We start from the raw sequence: 25,694 nt of genomic DNA, 5'->3' as shown, positions 1-25,694 counted from the left end.
CATAAGCCCGGCGAGTAATGCTGACGAAAGGAGAGCTGCGAAGATGAGAGTCTCCACGCCCGTTGCGCAACAGGGGAAGAGAACCGGCTGGTCGAAGAAGGAGCGTCATTATGTTTATCTTGGCCTGGCATTCGCTTCCCCCTGGATTATCGGATTTCTCGTTTTTACCGTATACCCGTTCTTCGGATCCCTTTATTTCAGTCTGACGGACTACGATCTGTTCAGTCCGCCGAGATGGGTCGGTCTTGATAATTACAAGCAGATCATCGCCGACAGCGGCTTCTACAAGTCGCTGGGCAACACGTTTTTCATGGCGTTTATTTCGGTGCCGATTACGTTAACATGCTCCCTGCTCATTGCGCTGCTCCTGAATACGAAGGTGAAGGGCATCAACTATTACCGGACGATTTTTTATTTGCCGTCGGTCATTCCGATCGTCGCCAGTGCGCTCCTGTGGACATGGATGCTCAACCCGGACTTCGGCCTGATCAATATGGTGCTTCGTTCGCTCGGTCTCCCCGATCCCGCCTGGCTGCTCGATCCCCGGTATACGAAGCCGTCACTGATTCTGATGAGCTTATGGGGCTCCGGGGCAGGCGCCTTGATTTTCCTGGCGGCCCTGCAGGGGGTTCCGAAGCAATATTATGAAGCGGCGCAAGTGGACGGTGCCAATTGGTGGCACCGGTTCTGGAGAATTACGGTTCCCGCCCTGTCGCCGATTATTTTGTTCCAGCTCATTATGGGCCTGATTGGCGCATTCCAGATCTTTACGGAGTCTTACATATTGGCCGGAGGCAAGGTGGACGGTGGCAAATCGCTGGGCGGACCGGATCAGTCCTTGCTCTTCTACGCGGTCAATCTGTATCAGGAAGCGTTCGTCTATTTGAAAATGGGCTACGCTTCGGCGCTCGCCTGGATTTTATTCCTGATTGTATTGCTGATTACGTTCGTGCTCTTGAAGACATCGGGCCGCTGGGTCTATTACGGAGGTGATTAAGATGGCCATCCGGTTGCGGAAGCATATTTTGCCCCATGCCGTGCTGATTCTGTTTTCCATCCTCTTTTTGTTTCCGTTTTTGTGGCTGGTGATGACCTCGTTGAAGACGCCGGATGAGATCTTCCAGCTTCCTCCGCGCATTTTGCCGGAGACGTTCCAATGGTCCAACTATAAAGCGGCGTTCGAGGCGATTCCGTTCACCCGTTATATGATGAACACGTTCCTCATCTGCGCCCTGAATATTATTGGGCAATTGTTCTCGGCTCCGTTGGTAGCCTATTCGATATCCCGGATTCCGTGGCGCGGACGGAACATCATTTTCTCGATCGTGGTCGCCACGATGATTCTGCCGGCGCAGGTGCAGATGATTCCGCAGTATATCATTTTTACGAAGCTGGGCTGGGTGAATACGATTCTCCCGCTTACGATCGGAGCGTTCTTCGGGGCGCCGTTCTTCATCTTCCTGTTGCGCCAGTTCCTGATGGGGGTGCCGGCCGAGCTGTCCGAGGCGGCGAAGATTGACGGGGCTTCCGAGCTTCGCATCTACGCAAAGATCATCTTGCCGATTCTGAAGCCTGCCCTGGTCACCGTGGCCTTGTTTTCCTTTGTATGGTCCTATGTTGATTTTATGGGCCCGCTGATCTATCTGAATGACTCGGCCAAATGGACGATAACGGTCGGATTGCAGAGCTTCCAGCAGGATCACGGGGCCCAGTGGGAGAAGCTGATGGCGGCTTCCACGATTATGGCGGTGCCGATGATTCTTCTCTATTTCTTCGGCCAGAAATACTTCATGCAATCCGGTTCAGCCTTAACCGGCTTCAAATAATAGGAGGGATGTCGAAATGAGTAAAACAGTAGTAGCCATCATCGGCTGCGGAACGATTGCCAACAGCGCCCACATTCCGGCTTATCTGGCCAATTCGGATGCCGAGATCAAATATTTCTGCGATATTCGCAAGGAGCGGGCAGAGCAAGCGGCCGAGAAATACGGCTGCGGCATTGCGATTGAAGATTATCGCGTTATCCTGGACGATCCGGATGTCGAAGCCGTCTCCATATGCACCCCGAACCATTGCCACGCCTCGATCGCGATCGACTGCATGCGGGCAGGGAAGCATGTGCTGTGCGAGAAGCCGGCAGCCCGCACGTACGAGGAAGCGCTGGAGATGCAGAAGGTGCAGCATGAGACCGGAATGACGCTGAATATCGGCGTCGTGAATCGGTTTAACACGGGAGTAAATATTATTAAGAAGATGATCGAGGACGGAGAGCTGGGCGATCTGTACCACGTGTACGTCAGCTTCCGCGCGCAGCGCTCGATTCCTGGACTGGGGGGCGACTTCACGACCAAGGCTGTCGCCGGCGGGGGCGCGCTGATTGACTGGGGCGTGCACTTTCTCGACATCGTCATGTACTGCGCAGGCGATCCGGAGCCGCAGACGGTGACAGGGCAGACGTATTGCAAGCTGGGCAAGGATATGAAAAATTACTCCTACCTCAACATGTGGGCGGGGCCGCCCAATTATGAGGGGACATACGATGTCGATGATTTCGTCACTGCAATGATCCGGACAGCGGGACCTTCAATTACGGTCAATGGCGCTTGGGCGCAAAATATCGGGGTCGATGAGATGTATATCGACTTCCTGGGCGACAAAGCGGGAATCCGGCTGCAGTACGGCGCCGAGTTCACGATCTACAGCGCCAAGCATGGCGCCCTGCTGGAGAGCACCCCGAAGTTCACGAAGACCGATCATTTCCGGAACGAGATCAACAGCTTCCTCGCCTGCGTCAAGTCGGGCGAGCGGCTGCCGTCCCATATTGATACGGTCATCCTGACGGCCAAAATGATTCAGGCCATCTATGATTCTTCGGATCAAGGGCGAGAGATCTCATTCGTGAAAGAGGGAGCGCGGGCATGAAGAAGATCGGGTTCATCGATTATTATTTGGACGAATGGCATGCGAACAAGTACCCGGACTGGATTCGGGCCGCTTCCGGCGGAACGATGGAAGTCGCATATGCTTACGGGATGAAGGATGCCGAACGCGGGTTGAGCAACGCGGCATGGTGCGAGAAGCACGGCGTCGCCTTGCGCCATACGGTGGAAGAGGTCGTGGCGGAGAGCGATTATCTTATCGTGCTGTCGCCCGACAACCCGGAGCATCATGAAGCGCTCGCCCAACTGCCGCTGGCATCGGGGAAGCCGACGTACATCGACAAGACCTTCGCGCCGGATCGGGCGACAGCGCTGCGCCTGTTCGAGCGTGCCGCCCAGCACGGCACGCCGATGTACTCCTCCTCGGCCTTGCGGTTCGCGGCGGAATACCGCGAAGCCGAGCCCTCCGGAATCGAGACGATCTGCACCTGGGGTCCCGGCGCGTTCGAGAATTATTCCATCCATCAGATCGAACCGATCGTCTCGCTAATGGGAACGGAAGCGAAGCGCGTCATGTTCATCGGGACCGGGATGGCGCCCGCGCTCCTGATCGAATTCAAGGATGGCCGGCAGGCGACGATGCATCATCTGGGCGGCGATTGCTCGTTCACGACCGCGGTAGCCTACGCATCGGGGAGCTGCCGGATCCTGAAGCCGGAATCGGATTTTTTCCAGCTGTTCATTCAAGAGCTGGTTGCCTTCTTCGAGACGGGGCGAGCTCCGGTTCCTTCTGACCAGACCGTCGCTATCATCACCATCATCGAGTATGGCATGCTGGCCGCCCAGCGGCCCAATGTGTGGGTCGAGCTGCCATAGTCGACACTCAGGGAGCATCTTAATCGTCCGTTATAGGGGGTGTTCAATATGTTCATATTCCGCCAGCGCCGATCATATCGCCAAGCGGGAATCTGCTTGCTCACACTAACCGTCCTCTTTTGGCTGCTGCCTGCCGGAAGCGGGAATGCTGCCGAGCAAGGCGGGCAGGGGGCAGGCCTCGGCTCAGGCAAGGCTTCAGCCTTATTAGGCCCGACCATTCAGGTCGATCCGGGATTCCGTTATTATCAAAATCGGTCGGCAGCGAGCATCGCCGATGAGATTGTGCAGAACGGATACACGTCCGTCCGGTATTTCGTCGTCAATGAGAACCAGGTTAACCGCGAGCTTGTCGAGGCTTTTCAGGAGAGAGGGTTGTTCGTCTGGGCGCTTGTTCTCGGCAACGGATCGTACTCTGTCGAAGGCTTCCCCGCCGATTGGCCGAGCTGGCAGATGGAGCTGTTGACCCCGGTGAATGACGGGTATTACCGCTTCTCCCCGCATAGCGAAGCTTATGTGCAGTGGAAGAAGGAGAAGCTGGCCGGCCTAATCCGGGAGATCCCGTTCGACGGCATTGAAGTCGCAGAGCCTTACTTTCCGGAGTGGGACGGCATCGATCGCGGCGTGTACGGCGATGTCGGCCCGCTTGCCCAAGCGGCCTTCCGCAAGCAGTACGGGCATGAGCGCATTCCGAATTTCATCGATCCGGATGATCCTGACTTCTATTTGACGAATGTCGAACTGTATGAGGATTGGATCGAGTTCCGGGTCGGGGCCGTCAATGGTTTCCTGGATAAGCTGATGAACGGGAAAGACGGGGTGCGGGACGCGAGAAAGGATATTCTCGTCGCGACCTGGTCGCTCGCGATCGACGCCGGCCCGAATGCCGTGGATGAGCTGCGTGAGATGCAGGGCCTCGATGCCGCAGAGATGATATCGGCGGTCCGGCCGGATCTGCATATCCTGCAGACGCACTGGCCCGACTGGATTAAGCCCCAGGACGCGCTTCCGCCGCAGTATATCCGCAGCTATCAGAGCTTTGTCGATCAGATTCGTGCCGTTCACCCGGATATTCCGCTTGGCGTGCAGGCCGATATCGGCTCGTCGCTGGGAATGGTGAAGGACCGCGCTTGGTACGACTCGTTCGGCCGCGAGGCCGCGCAGATGGGATTCCGTACATGGACAGCCTATGAATATCATCTCGGCAAATATATGTACGAGGAAGCGCCCGTTCCGGTCACCGTTGCCCGTCCGCGGCATCATAAGGCGGTCATTTCGTTCCAGAAGCGAATCGATGAGTCCTCCGCCAAGCTTCCCGGCAGTCTGCATATGATAACCGAAGAGGGGGAGACGCCCGTCCCTCCGGAGCATATTGCCGTCGACGGCAATATGTTGATTATCGAATGGGATCGGCTGCCGAAGAAGGAATTTCGCTTGCGGATTCAACAGGTGACGGATACGCCGTCTTACTGGCTGTATAACAAGGATCAGCCGGCCAATGCAATTAAGGCGGATACCATTGTGACGGTAGGGAAGAAGAATCATTAACTGAATCGGATGATAACCGTCCACTCCCGGGATGCAGGATCGTTTTCGGGGGTGGTCGGTTTTTTACAGACTCCGGAATCCCCTTGGCGAGTTTTGCTACAATGGATATTGAACCCAACATTTGGGAAGGGGGAGGGAGTATGAACAAAAAGCCGCTTTGGTATCATGTAACGCTAGCAATCGTTCTTTTGCCTGCCATAGAAGGGATTATCACAAATAGTCCTAGTTCCCATTTCCGGGTTATGGTTTCGATTACGGCCATGCTTTGGATTATTGGTATGTTCGAGATTAGAAAAAATTTGAATGTGGCGATCTGGATGTTAATCCTTTTTGCGTTGATGTTTATTTTGACCGTGGAAATTTCCAAAGTAAGTTAGGTCGTTGGAATAAAAATTTTATATTTTGACGTGACTTGGCCGCGATCCCTTGCGGCTATTTTGTGTTCTTATTACTGATCAACTTGATTCCTTGATGTAGCTTTGGCTCTCAAGGCCTCTTTTTGCACATTTTTTGATAGTATTTTATGGAAAAAGATAAAGAAAAAGTAGATATCAACCGCTTCCTTTTGCGGTAATGCTATGCCTTTTCTCTTCCAGCTCAAGTTTAATTTTTAAGCTTTTGTGAACAATGGCACAAAGTTCGCAATTTGCTCACTCTATTCTGATAAGATGTGATTAAAGTCACATTAGCCCTGCCTGTCATCTGACAAAATAACACTGAGTCCTGTAACGTTTGTCATTGATCAGGCTGTTCCTCGTAACGCAGTCAACGGCTTATGCCAGGCGCATAGGGCGAAGACGGCTGCCCGAACCGTCCTGGCAGGGCCTCGAAAGAGGATGTTCAAAAAGTTAGCTTCTGAGTTACATAGTGTTCCAAGAGGCACCCTTTTTTGAACTCCCCATAATAAAGAAAGGTGGAACGAAAAAATGGATACGCTAATCTTATCACGCATCCAGTTTGCGTCGACGACGATTTTTCACTTCTTCTTCGTCCCGGTATCCATCGGGCTGGCGCTGCTTATCGCCATTATGGAGACGATGTACGTTGTCAAGGGCAATGAAGAGTATAAGAAAATGGCCAAGTTCTGGGGAAAATTGTTCCTCATCAACTTCGCCGTCGGCGTCGTGACCGGTATCATTCAGGAATTCCAGTTCGGCATGAACTGGTCGAATTACTCCCGCTTCGTCGGGGACGTGTTCGGCGCGCCGCTTGCCATCGAAGCGCTGCTTGCCTTTTTCATGGAGTCTACGTTCATCGGGCTCTGGATCTTCGGTTGGGAGCGGCTGAGCAAGAAGGTGCACTTGCTGTGCATCTGGCTTGTGGCTATCGGGACGACGATGTCCGCCTTCTGGATTCTCGCCGCCAACTCGTTCATGCAGCGGCCGGTCGGCTTCCAAATTAACAATGGCCGGGCCGAGATGAATGATTTCTTCGCGCTGATCACGAACGGCCAGCTGCTGGTGGAATTCCCGCATACGGTGCTGGGCGCATTTGCGACAGGCGCCTTCCTCATTACGGGTGTCAGTGCTTATAAGATGCTGCGTCGCCAAGACTTTGAGTTTTTCAAGAAATCCTTCAAGCTGGGTATCGTGGTTGCCTTGATCTCGTCGTTCCTGGTCGCGATCTTCGGCCACCAGCAAGCACAGTATCTGGTGCATACGCAGCCGATGAAGATGGCGGCGGCCGAGAGCCTGTGGGAGCGGAGTGAGGACCCGGCGCCTTGGACGGTTATCGCGTCGATCGATCCGGACAAGCAAGAAAACAAAATGGAAGTGAAGATTCCATACTTACTTAGCTTCCTGTCCTACAGCAAATTCTCCGGAGACGTCAAGGGGATGAAGGAGCTGCAGGCAGAATACGAGCAAACATACGGACCTGGCGATTATATTCCGCCGGTGCGCACGACCTTCTGGAGCTTCCGCATCATGGTCGCTGCCGGATCGCTGATGATTGTGCTTGGCTTGTACGGCGTCTGGCTGATGGCGCGCAAGAAGCTGGATCAGAAGAACACATGGTTCATGCGCTTCATGCTGTATGCCATTTCGCTGCCGTTCATTGCCAATACGGCGGGCTGGATTATGACCGAGATCGGGCGCCAGCCGTGGACTGTATTCGGGCTGATGACGACGGAAGACAGTATCTCGCCTAGCGTATCGGGAGGCTCGGTGCTATTCTCCCTAATTGCCTTCTCCGCCATTTATACGGTGTTGGCTATCGTGATGGTCTACCTGTTCGTACGCGTAATCAAAAAAGGACCGAACGAGGATGTTACTGTCCGCGTGTCTCACGATCCATTCGATAAGGAGGAACGTCATGCTCTCACTCAATGAATTATGGTTCGTTCTTGTCGCTGTGTTGTTCGTCGGCTTTTTCTTCCTCGAGGGCTTCGACTTCGGGGTTGGCATGTCGACTCAATTCCTGGCGCGCACTGACGGAGAGCGCCGGGTGCTAATCAACTCCATTGGCCCGTTCTGGGATGCCAATGAAGTCTGGCTTCTGACCGCCGGCGGGGCGATGTTCGCCGCCTTCCCGAACTGGTACGCGACCTTGTTCAGCGGCTATTATGTGCCGCTCGTCGCGGTGCTGCTTGCGCTTATCGTGCGCGGCGTCGCTTTCGAATTCCGGGGCAAGGTGGACAGCGAGCGTTGGAAGAAAACATGGGATCTGGCTATTTTCGTCGGCAGTCTGCTGCCTCCGTTCCTGTTCGGCGTCGTGTTCGCCGGGCTGATTAAAGGCCTTCCAATCGATCAGCAGATGGAGATGAAAGCCGGCCTGTTCGACATGGTGAATCTCTATACATTAGTAGGCGGCATTACCGTTACGGTGCTCTGTCTCGTGCATGGCCTCATGTTCACGACGCTGCGGACGGAGGGCGATCTTCAGGCGCGCGCACGCCGTCTCGGCCGGAAGCTGATGATTCCGCTCGCCGCGCTGCTCGTCTTGTTCGCTGTCATGACCTATTTCATGACCGATGTGTTCCAGGTTCGCGGCGCCATCCTGGCTGTCGTCGCCGTTCTCGGTCTGATCGTCTTCCTGCTCGCCGGATACTTCATGAAGCAGAAGAAGGACGGCTGGGCGTTCGGCATGACCGGAGGCATTATATTGCTGTCGATCGCATCCGTCTTTATCGGCTTGTTCCCGCGGGTGATGATTAGCTCCATCAATAGTGCATTCGACTTGACGATTCATAATGCGGCTTCGGGCGCTTATTCGCTCAAAGTGATGACGATCGTAGCGGTAACCTTGCTGCCGTTCGTGCTCGGTTACCAGATTTGGAGCTACTTCGTCTTCCATAAGCGCGTGAACGAGAAGCAGCATCTCGAATACTAATGGGCAAGAATCTGTTCGGCTACCAAGGGATCAAGCCGGTTCTTGCCAGTCTGACCGCCATTGCCCTGGTGCACACACTATCTATTATTATGCTGGCCATCTGGCTGGCAGAAGCAATTTCCGCCCTGTTCGCCGGGGCGGCATGGCAGGAACAAGCCGGCAAGATCGGGCTGTTCCTGCTTGCTTTTCTCGTGCGCCAGTTGACGGCCCTGCTGCAGCAGAAGGTGGCTTACCGATTCGCCGAGAAGACCGGCGCCAGCCTGCGGAGTCAGCTGCTGGAGGCGCTGTTCCGCCTCGGCCCGCGGCATACCCGGACAGAGGGAACGGGCACGACGGTGACGCTTGTGCTCGAAGGGGTCGGGAAGTTCCGCAAATATATGGAGCTGTTCCTGCCCCGCATGATCGGGACCGCAGTGACGCCGGTGCTTATCCTCGCGTACATTGCGACCCAGGATATCATCGCCGCCCTGATTCTGGCGGTGACGATGCCGATTCTCATCGCGTTCCTTATTCTTGTCGGGCTGGCCGCGCGCAAGCAGACCGAGAAGCAGTGGGCGTCGTACCGGCAGTTGTCGAATCATTTCGTCGATTCGCTGCGCGGTCTGGAGACGCTCAAGTTCCTCGGACGCAGCCGCTCGCACGGAGCCACCGTCTCGAAGGTGAGCGACCGATACCGTTCGGCCACGATGCGGACCCTCCGCGTCGCCTTCTTGTCCTCCTTCTCCCTGGACTTCTTCACGATGCTGTCCGTCGCATCCGTGGCGGTTAGCCTTGGGCTGCGTCTCGTGGATGGGGAGATGATGCTCGTTACCGCGCTGACGATCCTTATCCTGGCGCCGGAATATTTCCTTCCGGTCCGCATGGTCGGGGCCGATTATCATGCGACGCTGGACGGCAAGGAAGCGGGCGAGGCGATGCAGTCCATTATCCGCGCGGGAGCGAAGTCGGAGCCGGTGCCTGCCTCGCAGGCGCTGCCGGCCTGGACGCAGGATAGCGTGCTGCGAATGACCGGCATCGGGATGCGGCATGAGGAGGAGGGACCATCCTCGCTGCAGGAGATTGATCTGGAGATTCAAGGCTTCCGCAAGGTCGGCATCATCGGCGCGAGCGGCGCCGGCAAGTCGACGCTGATCGATATTATCGGCGGCTTCCTGCATCCGACCGCCGGGACGATCCGGGTGGACGGACAGGAGCGTGCGTCGCTGACCGGCGAGGATTGGCGGAAGCAGACGACGTACATCCCGCAGCATCCGTACATTTTCAGCTCCTCGCTGGCGGATAACGTCCGCTTCTATTCGCCGGACGCGGCCGATGACGAAGTCGAGCGGGCGATGGCCGCCGCGGGGCTGGGCCAGTTGGCGGATCAGCTGCCGAACGGGCTGGACGAACGCATCGGCAACGGCGGCCGCTCGCTGAGCGGCGGGCAGGAGCAGCGGGTTGCGCTGGCGCGGGCATTTCTGAGCAGACGGCCGATTATGCTGCTCGATGAACCGACGGCGCATCTGGACATCGAGACCGAGTATGAACTGAAGTCGACGATGCTGGATCTGTTCCGGGATCGGCTCGTCTTCCTGGCCACGCACCGCCTGCACTGGATGCCGGATATGGATTGGATTATTGTCCTGCAGGACGGCAAAGTGGCGGAGACGGGGACCCATGAGCAGCTGCTGGCCAAGCGGGGGGCCTACTACGACATGATTTGCATGGAAGGGGAGGAGACGCTATGAACCGCGAAGGCTGGATTATGCCGTATATGCGGCGCTATGCCGGACGCTTCGCCGTCATTATCGCCCTCGGCGTGCTGACGGTGCTGTGCGCCTCCTCCTTGACCTTCACGTCAGGCTATCTGATTTCGAAGTCGGCTCTGCGCCCGGAAAATATTTTGCTCGTCTACGTGCCTATCGTGCTTGTCCGGACGTTCGGGATCGGGCGTGCTGTCGTCCATTATGTCGAACGTCTGGTCGGCCATGATGCGGTGCTGCGCATTTTGTCCCAGATGCGCGAGCGGATGTACCGCATCCTGGAGCCACAGGCGCTGTTCCTCCGCTCCCGCTTCCGGACGGGAGATCTGCTCAGCACGCTGGCGGATGATATCGAGCAGCTGCAAAATGTCTACTTGCGCACGGTGTTCCCGGGCGCAGTGGCGCTCGTCGCCTATGCCGCCTGCATCGCGGCGCTCGGCTGGTTCGATCTGCCGTTCGCACTCTTCATCGGCCTGCTGCTGCTCCTGCTGATCGCGGTGCTGCCCTGGGTGTCTCTGCTGATTACCCGCACCTGGCAGACCCGCATCAAGCAGGAGCGGAACGTGCTGTACCAGCGGCTGACCGATGCGGTGATGGGGATGAGCGACTGGGTTATTAGCGGGCGCACTTCCCGCTTCACGGCGGAATATGAAGAGGGCGAGCAATCCGTCGCCCGCATGGAGAGCCGCCTGAACGGCTGGGCCCGGCTTCGCATGCTGCTGGGGCAGTGCGTCGTCGCGGCCGTGCTGGTGCTCATGCTCTGCTGGGCAGGAGGCCAATATGCGGACGGGCGCATCGCCGCCACCTTAATCGCGGCGTTCACCCTGGTTGTATTCCCGCTAATGGACGGCTTCCTCCCCGTATCGGAGGCGGTGGAGAAGCTGCCGCAGTACCAGGATTCACTGGATCGGCTTGCGAAGCTGGACGCTCCAGCGTCCGAACAGCCCGTTCGTCCTGCGGCGGAGGCGGAGCTGCGGCCGGCCCTGGCGTCCGGAGAGGCGCATATCCGGCTGGAGCAGATCCGCTACCGCTATGACAAGATGGCCGACTGGACACTGGACGGCTTGTCGCTCGATATCCCGCAAGGACGGCGCATCGCGGTCATCGGCCGCAGCGGAGCGGGGAAATCGACGCTGCTGAAGCTGGTGCAGGGAGCCTTGGCGCCGGATGAAGGCCAAGTCTTGCTGAACGGCATCCCGGCGGCTTCATATGGGGAACACATCCCTGAGATGATTGCGGTCTTGAACCAGAGCCCGCATCTGTTCGACACGACGGTGGCGAACAACATCCGGCTGGGCCGCCCGGACGCCTCCGACGAGGACATCCGCCGGGTCGTCCGCCAGGTCGGCCTGGAGACGCTCGTCGACTCGCTGCCGGACGGCTATGATACCCGGATGCTGGAGACGGGCGGACGCTTCTCAGGCGGGGAGCGGCAGCGGATCGCGTTGGCCCGCATCCTGCTGCAGGATACGCCGGTCGTCATTCTCGACGAGCCGACCGTCGGGCTCGACCCGCAGACCGAGCGCGCCCTGCTGGCCACGATGTTCAACGCGCTGCAGGGCAAGTCGCTGCTCTGGATTACGCATCATCTCGTCGGCGTGGAGCAGATGGACGAAGTTATCTTCATCGAGAACGGCCGCATCGAGATGAGAGGGCCGCATGCGGAGCTGCTGGATCGGTACCCGCGCTACCGCAACCTGTATCATCTGGATCGGCCCGCGCTTTTGTCGCGGCCATAGGGGGCTAGGCTGTGGCTGTGGCTGTGGTGCCCCCATACGGGAGCCCCCGAGACCTGTCGTCTCGGGGGCTTTGTTCTTATCGGGGTGAGTGTGGTAGCCGGGAAGGCAGGAGTGGGGAAAGCGGCGGATGGTGGGTGACGATGACGAAGCGGGAGAAATCCTGCGTAAATGCAGCAATTTCCGCTATGTAATCCGATATTGACTGCAATTGCTGCAAAAGTCCATTATTTTCGCTGATTATTGCTCTAACTGAGGCGATACGGACGAAATTCCTGTAGTTTTGCAGGAATGTTTTGAACGCATAGACGCGAGATGAGAATGCTGCACTTTTGCAGTATTGGACAAGACGAGTGGTGAAGAGCCGTAAGGATCGTGGTGGGAGCAGAAGCGCCGGACGAGCAAACCGAGTGAAACGGTCACATCGAACAACCGAAGTAGCACTAGATGAGAAATCGAATCAACAACTTACATCGAACAACCGAACTAGCACTAGATGAGCAATCGAATCAACAACTTACATCGAACAACCGAACTAGCACTAGATGAGCAACCGAATGAACAAGTTACATCGAACAACCGAACACGCATCAGATGAGCAATCGAATGAACAAGTTAGATCGAACAACCGAACAAGCAGCAAATGAGCAACCGAATGAACAAGTTAGATCGAACAACCGAACACGCATCAGATGAGCAATCGAATCAACAAGTTAGTTCGAACAACCGAACAAGCGGCACATGAGTAATCGACTCAACCAGTCATATCGGCCAGTCGAGCAAGGCGGCGTATCGAACGATAGAGGAAAACCCAAACCAAAACGCAGTCAACCCGTGCACCCCGTGCGCAGCGCAAAGAAAAACACCCTTCCGGGTGTTTTGTGTATTATTGCAGGGGGAGCTCCTTCTCGAACAATAGGTAGCCCTTCGGGATCTCGCCTTGAAAAGTGTAGCCCGCCGCCCGGTAGAAGGCGTTCAGGGCCGGAACGCCCGCCTTGCAGTCCAGGCGGAGCTGCCGCTTGCCCGGGAAGCGGATGCCGGTCTCGACCCAGCGGAGCACCGCTAGTCCCAGCTGGCTGCCGGCGAAGGCGCGGTCGATCGCCAGGCGATGCAAATAAATGGACTCGTCATGACCCGCTTCGCCCTTGTCGCCCAGGCTGCTCCATAGCTCCCGGTCCCAGGCGCTCGGCTGCTGAAGCAGCATGACGACGGCGGCCGGATCGCCGTCCCGCTTGAAGACGAATACGTCTCCCTTGGCGATGGAATCTGCCATCCCGTGAACATCGACGCCTTGCAGCAGCTCATTCCATTGTGTCGAGCCTTTGCAGTTCAGCCAGGCGGCTGTGCGATACAGCAAGGACATAATTGCTTCGGTATCGGCGGTCTCGGCTTGAGATGCATAGATATCGTCCTGAACCCGTTCCTCGGTAATCTGGAATGTATTCATGTGTGGCCGTCCCTCCAATCATTCAATTATTTATTTTTTTCGCCGTGAAGTTCTCGGCTTCCTGCTGATCACGATCGGCTGCAGCGCCCGCCAGAGCGGCCGATAACGTTCCTCCGTCAGACGGTCCTCAAGAATAACATGGATTCTATATGCAAAATATGAAATATTCAAGTCTTGATTCCCTCACAAGTTGTAACTATAATTGTTACAATTGCAATTTATAGAGAAAGGTTGTCATACATGAATCCTGGAACCAATCTGAATGCTTCCGTGGCTGCCGCTCCGCACAAGCGGAGACTCGCGATCGCGATCGTGCTCGGCTCGATGACGGCGATCGGGCCGCTGTCGATTGATATGTATTTGCCGTCGCTGCCAATGCTTGCCGCCGATCTGCAGGCAAGCACCTCCTTGACCCAGCTCAGCTTGACGGCGTGTCTGCTTGGCCTGGCGCTCGGCCAATTGATCATGGGGCCGCTTAGTGACGCGCGGGGCCGCCGTGGCCCTCTGCTGGCGTCCTTGGCGGTGTACGCCGTCGTCTCTTTCTTGTGCGCCATCGTTCCTTCCATGTGGGGCTTGATCGCCCTGCGCTTCCTGCAGGGGATGGCCGGCGCGGGCGGGATCGTCATCGCGCGGGCGATGGTGCGCGATCTGTACTCCGGATCGGAGCTGACGAAGTTTTTCTCGCTGCTTATGCTCATTAACGGACTTGCGCCGATCGCCGCCCCGATCATCGGCAGCCAGCTGCTCAAATATACGTCATGGCATGGCGTATTTACGGTGCTGGGCGCTTTGGGGTTGCTTATGATCGCTGCGGCTTACTTCGGGCTGGCGGAGACGCATCCGCAGGACCGGCGCTCGTCCGGCGGCGTCCGGACGACCTTGTCCACCTTCGGGGGACTGGTGAAGGATAAGGAATTTATGGGATATGCCTGCACGCAGGGACTCGTCTCTGCCGCCATGTTCAGCTATATCTCCGGCTCGCCGTTCGTGCTGCAAAATATTTATGGCGCATCGCCCCAAGCGTTCAGCTTGTTCTTTGCGCTCAACGGGTTCGGCCTTATCGTGGCCACCCAGATTACGGGACGGCTGGCTGCGCGCTATGGCGAGATGAGGCTGTTCATCGCTGGGCTGTTCCTGTCCTGCGGTGGAAGCCTCGCGCTCCTGGCGGCGATTCTGCTGCACGGGCCGCTCTGGTCGGTTCTGCTTCCGCTCTTCGTGTCCGTATCCAGCACGGGGGTAGTCAACACCGCCGGCTTCTCCCTCGCGATGCAGAACCAGGGCAAGACGGCCGGCAGCGCCTCGGCCATGCTCGGCTTGCTGCCCTTCATCGCCGGCTCGGCGGCGGCGCCGCTCGTCGGTATCGCAGGAAGCGATACGGCCGTGCCGATGGGCGTCGTCATCGCCTGCTGCGGGCTTGGGGCGGCCGGCTGCTACCGGCTGCTGATCCGCCGCCGTTAATTATTCATCCCCGGTCCATCGTTGGGCCGGGGATGTTTCGCATGCAGGGGAGCGCGCTCAGGAGCCGCAAGTTCCGGAGATGATCTGATCCCGCTTGCGATAATAGCCGCCCAGCTCGCTCTGTTCATACGTATAACCGATCCGGATCAGGCGATACTCCCGGTCATGATCGGCGATGAGCTGCAAACCGACCGGAAGTTGCTCCTGCTCTGTAATGCCGCAAGGCAGGGTAAGGGCCGGCATGCCGGTCAAATTGAAAATCTCCGTATAACGGGTCATCGCGTCGAAGATGTTCTCGGTATAGGAGCCGAACGTGACGGACTCGACTCCGATACGGCGCGGCGGGATGGGGAGCGTCGGCGTGGCAAGCACGTCGACCTGCTTGAATATTCGTTTGAACGCTTTAGTATATTCTTCCTTCTTATGCAGCGCGGTAATGTACTGGAGGGACGTAATCCCGCGCGACGATTCCAGTAACGCGCGCACGTCGGCTCCCATCTCCGCCAGACAGCAGGCGATATCGTCGCGGTGGACATATCCGGCTTCAGCCGCGGCAATGGTCAGTCCATATTCCTGATACCCGTACAGGAACGAGGTATCAACATCGACGAGCACGGCGCCGAGCTCCTCGAGAGCCGCCAGCGCTTCCCGGTACAGCCGCAGCGTCTCCTCCTCGATATGCTCATTGAAAAAATTGATCGGGACGCCAATGCGCATGCCGCGGATATTCTCAATAAGATAGCGGGAGTAGTCCTTGCCGGTGAGCGCGTCCATCATCATCGCCAGGTCCTCCATGTTGGCCGCAAGCGGACCGACATGATCCATCGTCCACGAGACGAAGTCGACACCGGACGCCGGAAGGGTTCCATAGGTCGGCTTCAGCCCGGCTATGCCGCAGGAAGCGGCCGGAATGCGCACCGAGCCGCCGGTATCCGTCCCGATGGAGGCAACGGACAGATTGGCGGCCACCGCTGCTGCAGAGCCGCCGCTTGACCCTCCGGGAGAATATTCGATGTTCCATGGATTGCGAACCGGCCCATAGTGCGGATTGTTGGATGTGATGCCGAGCGCGAATTCATGCATATTGGTTTTGCCCAGCATGATCGCATTCTCCTTGTTCGCCCTGCGGATAACGGCAGCGGTTCGATCGGGAACGAAGCTGCGGTAGATTTCGGAACCGTTCGTGGTCGGGACGCCCTTGGTTGCCAGATTGTCCTTATATGACAGCGGAATCCCGAACAACAGCCCCGTATTCTTGCCGCGGTTCCATTTCTTCTCCAGACGCTTCGCCTTCCGCAGCGCGCGTTCCTTCGTAACCGTAATATAGGCGTTATATACCGGGTCGCAATTTTTTATTTCCCTTAAATAGTCGCGAGTGATCTCTACAGGAGAAAAAAGCTTGTGCTTGTAACCGTTCAACAGCTGCCGAATGGATCTTCGCTTCAAATCTCATCCTCTCCTTCTGGATATGCTTGTTGGGAGAGCGAGGCTGCGGATTTCTATCATGTTGCCATAGAGAGACAGCCTGTCTTCTTGTATCCTGTCACAGTAATATGCTAGAGAAGAGAGAAGAGTGTGGGGGAGTGGACGGAATCGGGATGGCGGCTTGGAAAAGTTGGATTCGGGATCGTTCTCTATCAGGCGAAGAAAAAAGTTGGATTGAGCAACGGAGCGACAGTCCCGGAAAGGCAAAGACCCTGACATCGGTCAGGGTCAAGCAGCTATGCTTGATGGACGGCCGCGCTGGCGGATGGAGCCGCCGATCTCTCCATCCGGGAGGAGGCGAGTACGATTGTTGTCCAATCCTCCTGCTGCATCAAGTGAAAATCTAACCCAATCATATGCAATCCTTCACATATTGTCGAGCTAAATTCCAAATCTATGCTAGAATGAATGTACGATAATGCGCCAGGACACGATTGTGCGGCATGCGGGCATCATCCCGCGCCCGGCACGGCGGCTTCATCGGGATCGGAAGGCGATGGCGCAGGCCTCAATGATGGCCTGTCCTCTGCTGCGATGGAAGCGCTTCGCCGGCAGGCGGATACCGAGTATGGATTACATCTACGGGCGGGAGACCGGTTAAGGACTGCCTTGCGCAGCATGACGGTTCCGCTCTGGCTTGGGGAAGGAGAGTGTGAATGAGGAAAATACTATCATTTCTGCGGCCCTATCGGGGGCCGATGAGCTTCGCGCTTGCGCTCATGCTGGTGGAGCTGATCGTGGATCTGTGGCTCCCGCTGCTCATGGCTCGAATTATTAATGAAGGGATTGTCGCCCATCATCTTCCCGCGGTTGTGAAGTGGGGAGGACTGATGGTCGGCTTGGCGTTGTTCGGCTTCGTATGCGGCATCGTCAACTCGTACTATGCGGCGCATGTCAGCCAGAACTTCGGCTATGATATCCGGAAGCACCTGTTCGAGAAAATTCAGTCCTTCTCATTTTCCAATTTCAGCCGCTTCCCGACGGCGACGCTGATTACGCGGGTGACGTCGGACGTGACGACGATGCAGAATGTCGTGTTCATGGGATTGCGCATCATGATGAGGGCGCCGCTGATGATGATTGGCGGCCTCGTGATGGCGCTGCTGGTCAACTTCAAGCTGGCGCTGATTCTGGCCGTCGTCACGCCGATGCTGTTCATCTTGCTCGTCTGGCTGATGAAGAAGGCGTTCCTCCTGTTCCGTTCGGTGCAGGATCGTCTGGACCGGGTGAATGGGGTGCTGCGCGAGAACCTGTTCGGCATGCGGCTCATCAAGGCGTTCGTTCGCGACAAGCATGAAGTCGAACGCTTCGAGGAGGCGAACGGGCAGCTGATGGATCGGACGGTCGCTGCGCTGCGCCTGATTGAGTTCACGGTTCCGCTCCTCCTGCTGCTAATGAACGGAAGCATCCTGTTCGTGCTGTGGTATGGCGGGCTGGGCGTGCAGAGCGGCAGCACTGACCTCGGCGAAGTGGTGGCCATCGTCAATTATACGACGCGGATTACGGGAGCGCTGTCAATGGTCTCCATGATTATGATGAATCTGTCGCGCGCCAAGGCGTCCGCCCAACGGATAGCCGATGTGCTGCAGAGCGAGGTCGACGTGACGGATGCGGCCGATGCCGATCCGGATGCGGCGGTAAGCGAAGGCCGCGTGGAATTCCAGCACGTCAGCTTCCGCTATCCGGACACCGAGGCACCTGTGCTGCAGGACGTGTCGTTCACGGTACGCTCGGGCGAGACGATAGCGATCATGGGAGCGACCGGCTCCGGGAAATCATCCCTGTTCCAGCTGATTCCCCGGCTGTACGATGTCAGCGAGGGACGCGTCCTGCTGGACGGGATGGACGTCCGCCGCATGACGATGGAGCAGCTCCGCCGCCACATCGGTTATGTGCCGCAGGAGGTCATGTTGTTCAGCGGCACGGTGAAGGACAATATCCGCTGGGGCAAGCAGGATGCCTCCGATGACGAGGTCATGGAGGCGGCGCAGCGCGCCCAGATTCATGACACGATTATGAAGCTTCCCCGCCAATATGACACGATGCTCGGGCAGAAGGGGATCAATCTGTCCGGCGGACAGAAGCAGCGGCTGTCGATTGCCCGGGCGTTGATCCGGAAGCCGAAGCTGCTCCTGCTGGATGACAGCACGAGCGCGCTGGATGTGAAGACCGAGGCGCGGCTGCTGGAGGCATTGGGGGCTAATCCTTGCACGACATTGATTATTACACAGAAAATCAGCACCGCCCTCCAGGCGGATGCCGTTATTCTCATCGATGACGGACGCATATTGGATCAGGGAAGCCATGACGAACTGATGCGCCGCAGCGAACTGTACAGGCGCATCGTGCAGTCCCAGTTCGAGCGAGGGGAGGGGGTTACATGCTGAGGCTGAAGCTGCCGGAGAAGCCCGGCATGGCCGCTGCAGACCGGGCCGGAGGCAGAGCGTCAGCCGGCGGTCCTTCGAAGAAGCCGCGGGCCAAGGACTGGTCAGGCACGCTGCTGCGCATATGGCGTTACATGTCCGGCCACACAGGACTGCTGGCCCTTATTTTCCTTATGGTATTGCTGACGTCCGGGCTTAGCTTGCTCGGTCCCTTCCTGGTCGGGTATGCGATCGACCATCATATCAAGACGCAGGAAGGCGGCAACTTTCTGCTGCTCCTCGTCCTGCTCGGCGTCGTGTACCTGCTGTATTCGGCCGCGCTCTTCCTGCAGAACTACTGGATGATCGGCGTCGCGCAGAAGGCGGTCTATGCGATGCGCTCCGATCTGTTCGGGAAGCTCCACACGCTGCCGGTGCAGTTCTATACGAAGCGGCAGCATGGCGAGCTGATGAGCCGGATTACGAACGATATCGACAATGTGAGCCAGACGCTGAACAGCTCGTTCATTCAGCTGTCCTCCAGCATTCTGACCTTTGTCGGCATGCTGACCTTGATGCTGTGGCTGAGCCCGCTGCTGACGCTGATCACGCTGACGATCGTGCCGCTCATGTTCCTTGGTATGAAATGGATTACGCGGCGGACCGGACGGTTTTTCAAGGAGCAGCAGCGCAATCTTGGGGATATGAACGGATTCATTGAGGAGACGTTCTCGGGGCAGAAGATCGTGAAGAGCTTCTCGCAGGAGCAGAAGGTCATTCAAGAGTTCGCCGAGAAGAGCGAACGGTTGAAGGCTTCCGGGTATTGGGCCCAGACGTATTCAGGCTTCATTCCGAAGCTGATGAACGTGCTGAACAATATGAGCTTCGCCATCATCGCGGGAGCGGGCGGCGTGCTGGCGCTCCACAATCTCGTCTCGATCGGGGTCATCGTAACCTTCTCCGAGTACGCGCGGCAATTCACCCGGCCGCTGAACGATCTGGCGAACCAGTTCAATACCTTCCTGTCCGCGATTGCCGGGGCGGAGCGGGTATTTGAAGTGCTGGAGGAGCGCGAGGAGGGGCAGGATGAGAAGGATGCGATCCGGCTGCAGCGGGTGCGCGGCGAGATCGAGTTCGTGGATGTCTCGTTCGCCTACGAGAAGGACGGACGCACCTTGAGGGATGTCTCCTTCCGGGCGGAGCCCGGCCAGACAGTTGCCCTGGTCGGGCCGACCGGAGCGGGCAAGACGACGATTACCCAACTGCTCAGCCGTTTCTATGACTATGACAGCGGCCAGATCTATCTCGACGGCGTCGAGCTGTCCACCATAGACCGCAAAAATCTGCGCAGCCATATGGGCTTCGTGCTGCAGGATTCCTTCCTGTTCCAGGGCACCATTCGCGACAATATCCGCTATGGCCGGCTGGATGCCACCGACGAGGAGGTCGAGCAGGCCGCGCGGCTGGCGAATGCCCATTCATTCATCATGAAGCTGCCGCAGGGGTACGAGACGGAGCTGAGCCAGGACGGCAGCGGCATTAGTCAGGGCCAGAAGCAGCTGCTGTCGATTGCGCGGGCGGTGCTGGCCGATCCGGCCATACTCATCCTGGACGAAGCGACCAGCAGCATCGACACGATTACGGAGATGAAGATACAGGAGGCGCTGTACCGGCTGATGGAGGGGCGAACGAGCATCGTTATCGCGCACCGCCTCAATACGATTCAGCAGGCCGACTGCATCCTCGTGCTGGAGGACGGGCGCATCATCGAGCAGGGAAGCCACGAGTCGCTGCTACGGCAGCAGGGCTTCTACCACGGCTTGGTGCAGAGCCAGTTCCGGCGCCAATCGGGATAGCCGCCGCTGGACCGACTTTCCTATCCTTATGCAAGGGAGGTCCTGTCGCTCGACATGAATTCAACAATCGCGATTCGGTTGGCTATCATTATTATCGCGTGTTATTCGATTATACCATCATGGATTTTATCGAAAACGACAGGTTCGAGGAAATAACGGAGTCTCAGATTCAGGATATCGTGGCGGCTGAGGAAATCACAGTTTGTGCTTCTCATGGCCGGTTGCGGGTCTGAGACGGGGGATCGGACGGCATATATTCCGCTGACTGAGGCGCTCGGCAGCGAGCTGCTGCATGTCGATGCGATTACCGTGCATTATGGGAACGGCAATCGGTTGTCCGTGACCGATCCCGTCGAGATCCAGGAGATTGTGTCGCTCCTGAAGGAGATAACGCTGAGAACATCAATGGAGACGGGCGTCGGATTTGTATATCGGTTGGAGTTGACGGAGGGAGAGACGACAGTTCGATATGCGAGCGATGGGATGGTGAACGGAACGGCTTACGAGATGGCCCATGAAGCGGGTGATGCGGCCCGGGCGTTGAACAAGACGATCGTGGAGCTTGGCAGGGCCCGTATCCCGGGGCTTCTCCCCGGGGTCGAGGTGGAATGAGTTCAAGAAGTGAATCGTGCCGCAGCCGCGAACAAGCCCGATGCGAATCCAGCACCGGGCTTGTTCCAATAGAGATTAATGAACCCCGTTATTCTCTTCCGTCCGGGCATTGAAGGAATCAAGCTCCGCCTGGCCTCGTGTCTGAATCTTCTGTACGGCCTGATCGACACTCTGCTTGTCCGCTGCGATCGATTCGAGTTCTTCCCTTACGATATCTGCGAACGATGTCTTGAATTCAGGCGGGACTTGGCGGATTTGCCGCAGTTCTTCTCCGCTCTGCGGTTTGACTGAATAGAATACCTCAATATCTTCATGATTGAAGCGGTCTTTATTATATGCGGTACGCGCCAGCAGATTCCCCCCGCCTCTGGTACGAGATTGAGCTTTTGCCCATTCGTCGCCGTTGATGAACTTCACAAGTTCCCAGGCTGCTGCCTTGGCGGTAGAGTCGGCCCCAATGCCGTACGTTTCAAACACATAGATCTCGTTCGCGGATTGCGGGTTTACGGGATCGATCGGAACCGGCAACATTCCCCAACGCAGCGGCTCCTTCGGGGAAGGTGAAGCTTGCATGGTGTGGTTCTTGTCTTCCAACAAACCCATTCTATAATCGCCCGAGACGATCATGGCGGCTCTGCCCGATACGAACAGATCATTGTCCGGCGTCATGCTTTGACCAATCGTCAGCTTTTCAGGAAAATAGACAGAATTAGAGGTCATGCTCTGCACCGTTAGCTTCGTTATCCGTCGCCAGCCGTCCGAGTCGAACAGCAATCGTGTCCCTGAAGCATCAATTAATGCGATCTGCTCGGTCTGGGCGATGCGATTCATGAGGCCAAATATAGAACCTTCGGTAGCGGATTCCTCAGCAAACCCGTATATGCGTTCTTCCGGGGAACCTTCAACCGGGAAGCGTGCAGCTAAATCAAGCAATTGTTCCCAGATCATCTTATCCTGGGGCGGCGTAACCCCGTACTGTTCAAATAAGTCCTTGTTATAGTATACGGCCGAGCTTACGAATGTGGGGGACAGTCCGTACATCGTTCCGCGGCCCTGCATTTGAATCGCATGGAGAACGGGGGGATAAATTCCGTCCAGTGAAAAATTGTCCCGTTTCATCCATGGTCCCAAATCAATGAGCTTACCCGCAGCCGCCACCGCTTCTAAATCTCCGCCGCCACCAATTCTGAGAACATCAGGCCGTTCCTTCGCGATATGGGCAAGCAATGCCTGTTCATTCTCTTCGGCTGTTAAATCGGGATGATACTCCGGATTCCCGACGAAGCGAAAGTCCACATTCGGATACTTCAGTTGAAACTCCTTGCCGAACCGATTATAGAAGTCCTCCTCTCCCCAAGCGTACATGACTTTTAAGGTAAGGGGCTGGTTCGGAGCGAAGGGCTCGGTTTCCTTGTCGGCACAGCCTTGCAGCAGCAGGATCAAGCCGAGGAGCAGCCATGCGATGTTCGGTGCGCGAAGCCGATCTTTCATGGCTTATTTTCCCTTCTTGGCCCATGCTTTATCTAGTTCTGCTTGTGCTTTCTTTTGAAGACTGGCTAACATGGAATCAAGGCTCTGTGTGCCCTTCAAGACAGATTTGAATGCCGAGTTCCCTTCTTTAGAAAGAAATTCCCAGATATCCGGAATGTTCGAATCATATTTCTCTTTGACCGGAGCCAACCGGTAGAGGCCGCTAAGATCGACTTTATTGCCCCACTTCTTGCAGCATTCGTTGGTCGGCAATCCATCCCCAAATTCGCCATCCTTTACGTACCCTTTGGCAAAATCCTCACTGTTGATGAACTCGATGAACTTCCAAGCCGCATCCGCATGTTTCGACTCGGTGCTAATGCCGAACATATGGTTTGCTCCGTATGCCGAACTTATCGGACGAGCAGGATTCACCGGCTCGGATACAACTCCCCACTCGAATTTGATGTTACTCAGCTTAATCGTGCGAAGAAGGAATGTGTCCTGTACCGTCATCGCAGCGTTGCCTGCTAGAAAGGCATCTTTTTCCTTCGTAACTGCCTCTTTTTTGGCAGCTTTGAGCACCATGTCAAAGATCGATTTCCATTCCTTGGTGTTGAACGTTATGTTCTTGCCGCCCTTGCTCTTATCCTGATATGTCAGGTTATACGAGCGTGCGATATCAATGGCTGCCAATGAGAATAATTCATGGTTATAATGAAATCCTGGAGAGCCGGCTTTCTCCTTGAATTCCGCGGCTAACTCCATCACTTCCGCCCAGCTCATTTCGTTTTTCGGGTACTTGATCTTGTATTTATCGAATAGGGTTTTGTTATAAAATAGGCCCTTCGCCATAAATGTCGGCGAAAGCGTGTAGAGTTTTCCATTTACTTTCATGGAATTCACAATATTTTGATTCAAATTGGCCAGCTTAATGGATTTGGATTGGGAAATATACGGACCTAAATCGACGAGCTTGCCTTCGGCCACATATTCGTCCAAGCTATGTGTATATAAGCTTTCCGACAGCAGATCCGGCTTTTCCTTATCCTCCAGCTTACGTATTTCATCACCCGAAAGCAGCGATGTCCCGTTCTGTTTCTGTATAGGGATGACCTTAATTTGGATATTCGGGTATTTGGCCGTAAATGCATTTCCGAATCTCTTGTCAAAAAAATCTTGGGATAAGTCCAACACCTTCAAGGTCACTTTCTCGCTGGCCGCTTCCGCATGGATAGGGAGCATGAGCAGAAGAACGCTGCAAATTAGCGTCCATGTCATCAGCTTTCTTTTTAAATTCAACTCCTCCTTCTCATTGTATAAAAGCAAGCAACCACGTTAAGGTAGCATACGCTTTGTCCTGCCCGGTAGGGTCAAAATGTCCTGAAGTTGGAAGGTTGAAGGTCAGGGCAAGGAGGAGACGGGCACGTGAACAAGCCCGATGCGAATCCAGCACCGGGCTTGTTCCAATAGAGATGAATGAACCCCGTTATTTCTCTTCCGTCCGGGCATTGAACGAATCAAGCTCCGCCTGGCCTCGTGTCTGAATCTTCTGTACGGCCTGATCAACACTTTGCTTGTCCACGATAATCGATTCGAGTTCTTCCCTTACGATCTCTGCGAACGATGTCCGGAATGCAGGCGGGACTTGGCGGATTTGCCGCAGTTCTTCTCCGCTCTGCGGTCTGATTTTATAGAATACCTCAATCTCTTCAGGGTCGAAATGGTCGTAGCGGTCCTTATTGTATGCGTAACGCGCCAGCAGATTACCCCCGTCTTTGGTACGAGATTTAGCTTTTGCCCATTCATCGCCGTTGATGAACTTCACAAGCTCCCAGGCTGCTGCTTTGGCGGTAGAGTCGGCCCCAATGCCGTATATTTCATACACAGAGATCTCGTTCGCGGATTGCGGATTTACGGGATCGATAGGAACCGGTACAACTCCCCAACGCAGCGGCTCTTCCGGGGGAATGGAATTTTCCCTGATTTGGTTTATATCTTGCAAGTCCTGCGCTGTAGAATCACCCATGACGATCATGGCGACTCTGCCCGCTAGGAATGGATCATCGACCAGCATCCTGCTTGGATCAACCTCCACGGGAAAATAGACAGAATTGGAGGTCATGCTCCGGACCGCTAGCTTCGTTATCCGCTTCCAGCCGTCCGAGTCGAACAGCAATCGTGTCCCCGAAGCATCGATCAATGCGATCTGCTCGGTCTTGGCGATGCTCTCCATGAGCGAAAATAAAGAACTGTTACTAGAGAATGGAAGAGCAAACCCGTATATCCGTTCTTCTGGGGAACCTTCAACCGGAAAGCGCGCAGCCAAATCAAGCACTTGTTCCCAGGTCATCTTATCCTGGGGCGGCGTCACCCCGTACCGCTCAAATAAGTCCTTGTTATAGTATAGGGCCCAACTCATAAATGTTGGGGACAGTCCGTACAGCGTTCCGCGGCCCTTCATTTTAATCGCGTCGATAACTGGGGGATAAATCCCGTCCAGCGAAAACTTGTCCCGTTGAATCCATGGCGCCAAATCAATGAGCTTACCCGCAGCCGCTACCGTTTCGAATCTGACGGGACCAAGTTTCAGAACATCAGGCCGTTCCTTCGCGATATAGGCAAGCAATGCCTGCTCATTCTCTTTTGCCGTTAACTCGGGGTTATACTCCGGCTCCTTGATGATGTGAAAATCGACATTCGGATATTTGAGTTGAAACTGCTCACCGAACCGATTATAGAACTCCTCCCCTTCCCAAGGGTACATGATTTTTAAAGTAACGGGCTTGTTCGGGTCGAAGGGCTCGGTATGCTTGTCGGTACAGCCTTGCAGCAGCAGGGCTAAGCCGAGGAGCAGCCATGCGATGTTCGGTGCGCGAAGCCGGTTCTTCATGG

The 25,694-nt window shown here is 56.1% G+C and carries 20 protein-coding genes; 15 read left to right on the top strand and 5 right to left on the bottom strand.

Annotated elements, in window-relative coordinates; genetic code table 11:
* The first annotated feature begins 43 nt into the window (after window positions 1-43).
* From NNL35_RS01750 to cydC, 10 genes are all read left to right on the top strand, one after another.
* Window positions 44-997: a carbohydrate ABC transporter permease gene (locus NNL35_RS01750; RefSeq protein ID WP_006676191.1), complete on the top strand. Its 954-nt coding sequence runs from the start codon at window positions 44-46 to the stop codon at window positions 995-997.
* A gap of 1 nt (window position 998) precedes the next feature.
* Complete coding sequence (locus NNL35_RS01745; protein ID WP_006676192.1) at window positions 999-1,826, top strand: carbohydrate ABC transporter permease; 828 nt, start codon at window positions 999-1,001, stop codon at window positions 1,824-1,826.
* A gap of 16 nt (window positions 1,827-1,842) precedes the next feature.
* Window positions 1,843-2,922: a Gfo/Idh/MocA family protein gene (locus NNL35_RS01740; protein WP_006676193.1), complete on the top strand. Its 1,080-nt coding sequence runs from the start codon at window positions 1,843-1,845 to the stop codon at window positions 2,920-2,922.
* Complete coding sequence (locus NNL35_RS01735) at window positions 2,919-3,755, top strand: Gfo/Idh/MocA family oxidoreductase (RefSeq protein ID WP_006676194.1); 837 nt, start codon at window positions 2,919-2,921, stop codon at window positions 3,753-3,755. The genes NNL35_RS01740 and NNL35_RS01735 overlap by 4 nt, the downstream gene beginning before the upstream one ends.
* Window positions 3,756-3,803: 48 nt before the next feature.
* Window positions 3,804-5,300 carry a hypothetical protein gene (locus tag NNL35_RS01730; protein ID WP_006676195.1) on the top strand — a complete coding sequence of 499 codons (1,497 nt, stop codon included), beginning with the start codon at window positions 3,804-3,806 and terminating at the stop codon, window positions 5,298-5,300.
* 140 nt (window positions 5,301-5,440) lie between these two features.
* Window positions 5,441-5,677 carry a hypothetical protein gene (locus tag NNL35_RS01725; RefSeq protein WP_006676196.1) on the top strand — a complete coding sequence of 79 codons (237 nt, stop codon included), beginning with the start codon at window positions 5,441-5,443 and terminating at the stop codon, window positions 5,675-5,677.
* Window positions 5,678-6,226: 549 nt separating this feature from the next.
* The gene (locus NNL35_RS01720) at window positions 6,227-7,630 is read left to right on the top strand and encodes a cytochrome ubiquinol oxidase subunit I (RefSeq protein WP_006676197.1); all 1,404 of its coding nucleotides are present in this window, start codon (window positions 6,227-6,229) and stop codon (window positions 7,628-7,630) included.
* Window positions 7,614-8,630, top strand: coding sequence for a cytochrome d ubiquinol oxidase subunit II (cydB, locus tag NNL35_RS01715; protein WP_006676198.1), 1,017 nt, complete (start codon window positions 7,614-7,616; stop codon window positions 8,628-8,630). The genes NNL35_RS01720 and cydB overlap by 17 nt, the downstream gene beginning before the upstream one ends.
* Window positions 8,630-10,357, top strand: coding sequence for a thiol reductant ABC exporter subunit CydD (gene cydD / locus NNL35_RS01710; protein WP_006676199.1), 1,728 nt, complete (start codon window positions 8,630-8,632; stop codon window positions 10,355-10,357). The genes cydB and cydD overlap by 1 nt, the downstream gene beginning before the upstream one ends.
* Window positions 10,354-12,111, top strand: a complete 1,758-nt coding sequence (gene cydC, locus NNL35_RS01705; RefSeq protein WP_006676200.1) for a thiol reductant ABC exporter subunit CydC — start codon at window positions 10,354-10,356, stop codon at window positions 12,109-12,111. Before cydD ends, cydC begins: the two co-directional genes overlap by 4 nt.
* Before the next feature lie 883 nt (window positions 12,112-12,994).
* Here the strand turns inward: cydC and NNL35_RS01700 are convergent.
* Window positions 12,995-13,555: a GNAT family N-acetyltransferase gene (locus NNL35_RS01700; RefSeq protein WP_006676201.1), complete on the bottom strand. Its 561-nt coding sequence runs from the start codon at window positions 13,553-13,555 to the stop codon at window positions 12,995-12,997.
* A gap of 240 nt (window positions 13,556-13,795) precedes the next feature.
* Between NNL35_RS01700 and NNL35_RS01695 the strand changes: the two genes are divergently transcribed.
* Window positions 13,796-15,013: a multidrug effflux MFS transporter gene (locus tag NNL35_RS01695; RefSeq protein WP_006676202.1), complete on the top strand. Its 1,218-nt coding sequence runs from the start codon at window positions 13,796-13,798 to the stop codon at window positions 15,011-15,013.
* A 57-nt stretch (window positions 15,014-15,070) separates the two neighbouring features.
* Here the strand turns inward: NNL35_RS01695 and NNL35_RS01690 are convergent, their stop codons facing one another.
* Window positions 15,071-16,459 (bottom strand): amidase, encoded by a 1,389-nt coding sequence (locus NNL35_RS01690; RefSeq protein ID WP_006676203.1) that lies wholly within the window; start codon window positions 16,457-16,459, stop codon window positions 15,071-15,073.
* A 457-nt stretch (window positions 16,460-16,916) separates the two neighbouring features.
* Between NNL35_RS01690 and NNL35_RS01685 the strand changes: the two genes are divergently transcribed.
* From NNL35_RS01685 to NNL35_RS01670, 4 genes are all read left to right on the top strand, one after another.
* Window positions 16,917-17,099 carry a hypothetical protein gene (locus NNL35_RS01685; protein WP_006676204.1) on the top strand — a complete coding sequence of 61 codons (183 nt, stop codon included), beginning with the start codon at window positions 16,917-16,919 and terminating at the stop codon, window positions 17,097-17,099.
* Between the two features lie 55 nt (window positions 17,100-17,154).
* Entirely contained in the window at window positions 17,155-18,885 is a 1,731-nt protein-coding gene (locus NNL35_RS01680; RefSeq protein WP_006676205.1) for an ABC transporter ATP-binding protein, read from the top strand.
* Window positions 18,879-20,717, top strand: a complete 1,839-nt coding sequence (locus NNL35_RS01675) for an ABC transporter ATP-binding protein (RefSeq protein WP_006676206.1) — start codon at window positions 18,879-18,881, stop codon at window positions 20,715-20,717. Before NNL35_RS01680 ends, NNL35_RS01675 begins: the two co-directional genes overlap by 7 nt.
* 213 nt (window positions 20,718-20,930) lie before the next feature.
* Entirely contained in the window at window positions 20,931-21,329 is a 399-nt protein-coding gene (locus tag NNL35_RS01670) for a hypothetical protein (RefSeq protein WP_254552865.1), read from the top strand.
* Between the two features lie 75 nt (window positions 21,330-21,404).
* On the opposite strand, the gene NNL35_RS01665 is transcribed toward NNL35_RS01670, so the two are convergent.
* From NNL35_RS01665 to NNL35_RS01655, 3 genes are all read right to left on the bottom strand, one after another.
* Window positions 21,405-22,820: an ABC transporter substrate-binding protein gene (locus NNL35_RS01665; RefSeq protein ID WP_006676208.1), complete on the bottom strand. Its 1,416-nt coding sequence runs from the start codon at window positions 22,818-22,820 to the stop codon at window positions 21,405-21,407.
* A gap of 3 nt (window positions 22,821-22,823) precedes the next feature.
* Window positions 22,824-24,080 (bottom strand): ABC transporter substrate-binding protein, encoded by a 1,257-nt coding sequence (locus NNL35_RS01660; protein ID WP_006676209.1) that lies wholly within the window; start codon window positions 24,078-24,080, stop codon window positions 22,824-22,826.
* Between the two features lie 208 nt (window positions 24,081-24,288).
* Window positions 24,289-25,692, bottom strand: coding sequence for an ABC transporter substrate-binding protein (locus NNL35_RS01655; protein WP_006676210.1), 1,404 nt, complete (start codon window positions 25,690-25,692; stop codon window positions 24,289-24,291).
* Window positions 25,693-25,694: the final 2 nt, after the last annotated feature.

The organism is Paenibacillus dendritiformis (assembly GCF_945605565.1).
GTDB lineage: Bacteria > Bacillota > Bacilli > Paenibacillales > Paenibacillaceae > Paenibacillus_B > Paenibacillus_B dendritiformis_A.
This window is presented reverse-complemented; position numbering and strand designations above follow the sequence as displayed.

Coding starts and splice junctions, on each gene's coding strand:
- NNL35_RS01740 (WP_006676193.1), top strand. CDS start 1,843: ATGAGTAAAACAGTAGTAGCCATCATCGGCTGCGGAACGATTGCCAAC.
- NNL35_RS01725 (WP_006676196.1), top strand. CDS start 5,441: ATGAACAAAAAGCCGCTTTGGTATCATGTAACGCTAGCAATCGTTCTT.
- NNL35_RS01675 (WP_006676206.1), top strand. CDS start 18,879: ATGCTGAGGCTGAAGCTGCCGGAGAAGCCCGGCATGGCCGCTGCAGAC.
- NNL35_RS01750 (WP_006676191.1), top strand. CDS start 44: ATGAGAGTCTCCACGCCCGTTGCGCAACAGGGGAAGAGAACCGGCTGG.
- NNL35_RS01660 (WP_006676209.1), bottom strand. CDS start 24,080: ATGACATGGACGCTAATTTGCAGCGTTCTTCTGCTCATGCTCCCTATC.
- NNL35_RS01700 (WP_006676201.1), bottom strand. CDS start 13,555: ATGAATACATTCCAGATTACCGAGGAACGGGTTCAGGACGATATCTAT.
- cydD (WP_006676199.1), top strand. CDS start 8,630: ATGGGCAAGAATCTGTTCGGCTACCAAGGGATCAAGCCGGTTCTTGCC.
- NNL35_RS01735 (WP_006676194.1), top strand. CDS start 2,919: ATGAAGAAGATCGGGTTCATCGATTATTATTTGGACGAATGGCATGCG.
- NNL35_RS01680 (WP_006676205.1), top strand. CDS start 17,155: ATGAGGAAAATACTATCATTTCTGCGGCCCTATCGGGGGCCGATGAGC.
- NNL35_RS01695 (WP_006676202.1), top strand. CDS start 13,796: ATGAATCCTGGAACCAATCTGAATGCTTCCGTGGCTGCCGCTCCGCAC.
- cydB (WP_006676198.1), top strand. CDS start 7,614: ATGCTCTCACTCAATGAATTATGGTTCGTTCTTGTCGCTGTGTTGTTC.
- NNL35_RS01730 (WP_006676195.1), top strand. CDS start 3,804: ATGTTCATATTCCGCCAGCGCCGATCATATCGCCAAGCGGGAATCTGC.
- NNL35_RS01655 (WP_006676210.1), bottom strand. CDS start 25,692: ATGAAGAACCGGCTTCGCGCACCGAACATCGCATGGCTGCTCCTCGGC.
- NNL35_RS01665 (WP_006676208.1), bottom strand. CDS start 22,820: ATGAAAGATCGGCTTCGCGCACCGAACATCGCATGGCTGCTCCTCGGC.
- NNL35_RS01720 (WP_006676197.1), top strand. CDS start 6,227: ATGGATACGCTAATCTTATCACGCATCCAGTTTGCGTCGACGACGATT.
- NNL35_RS01685 (WP_006676204.1), top strand. CDS start 16,917: ATGCGCCAGGACACGATTGTGCGGCATGCGGGCATCATCCCGCGCCCG.
- cydC (WP_006676200.1), top strand. CDS start 10,354: ATGAACCGCGAAGGCTGGATTATGCCGTATATGCGGCGCTATGCCGGA.
- NNL35_RS01745 (WP_006676192.1), top strand. CDS start 999: ATGGCCATCCGGTTGCGGAAGCATATTTTGCCCCATGCCGTGCTGATT.
- NNL35_RS01670 (WP_254552865.1), top strand. CDS start 20,931: ATGGCCGGTTGCGGGTCTGAGACGGGGGATCGGACGGCATATATTCCG.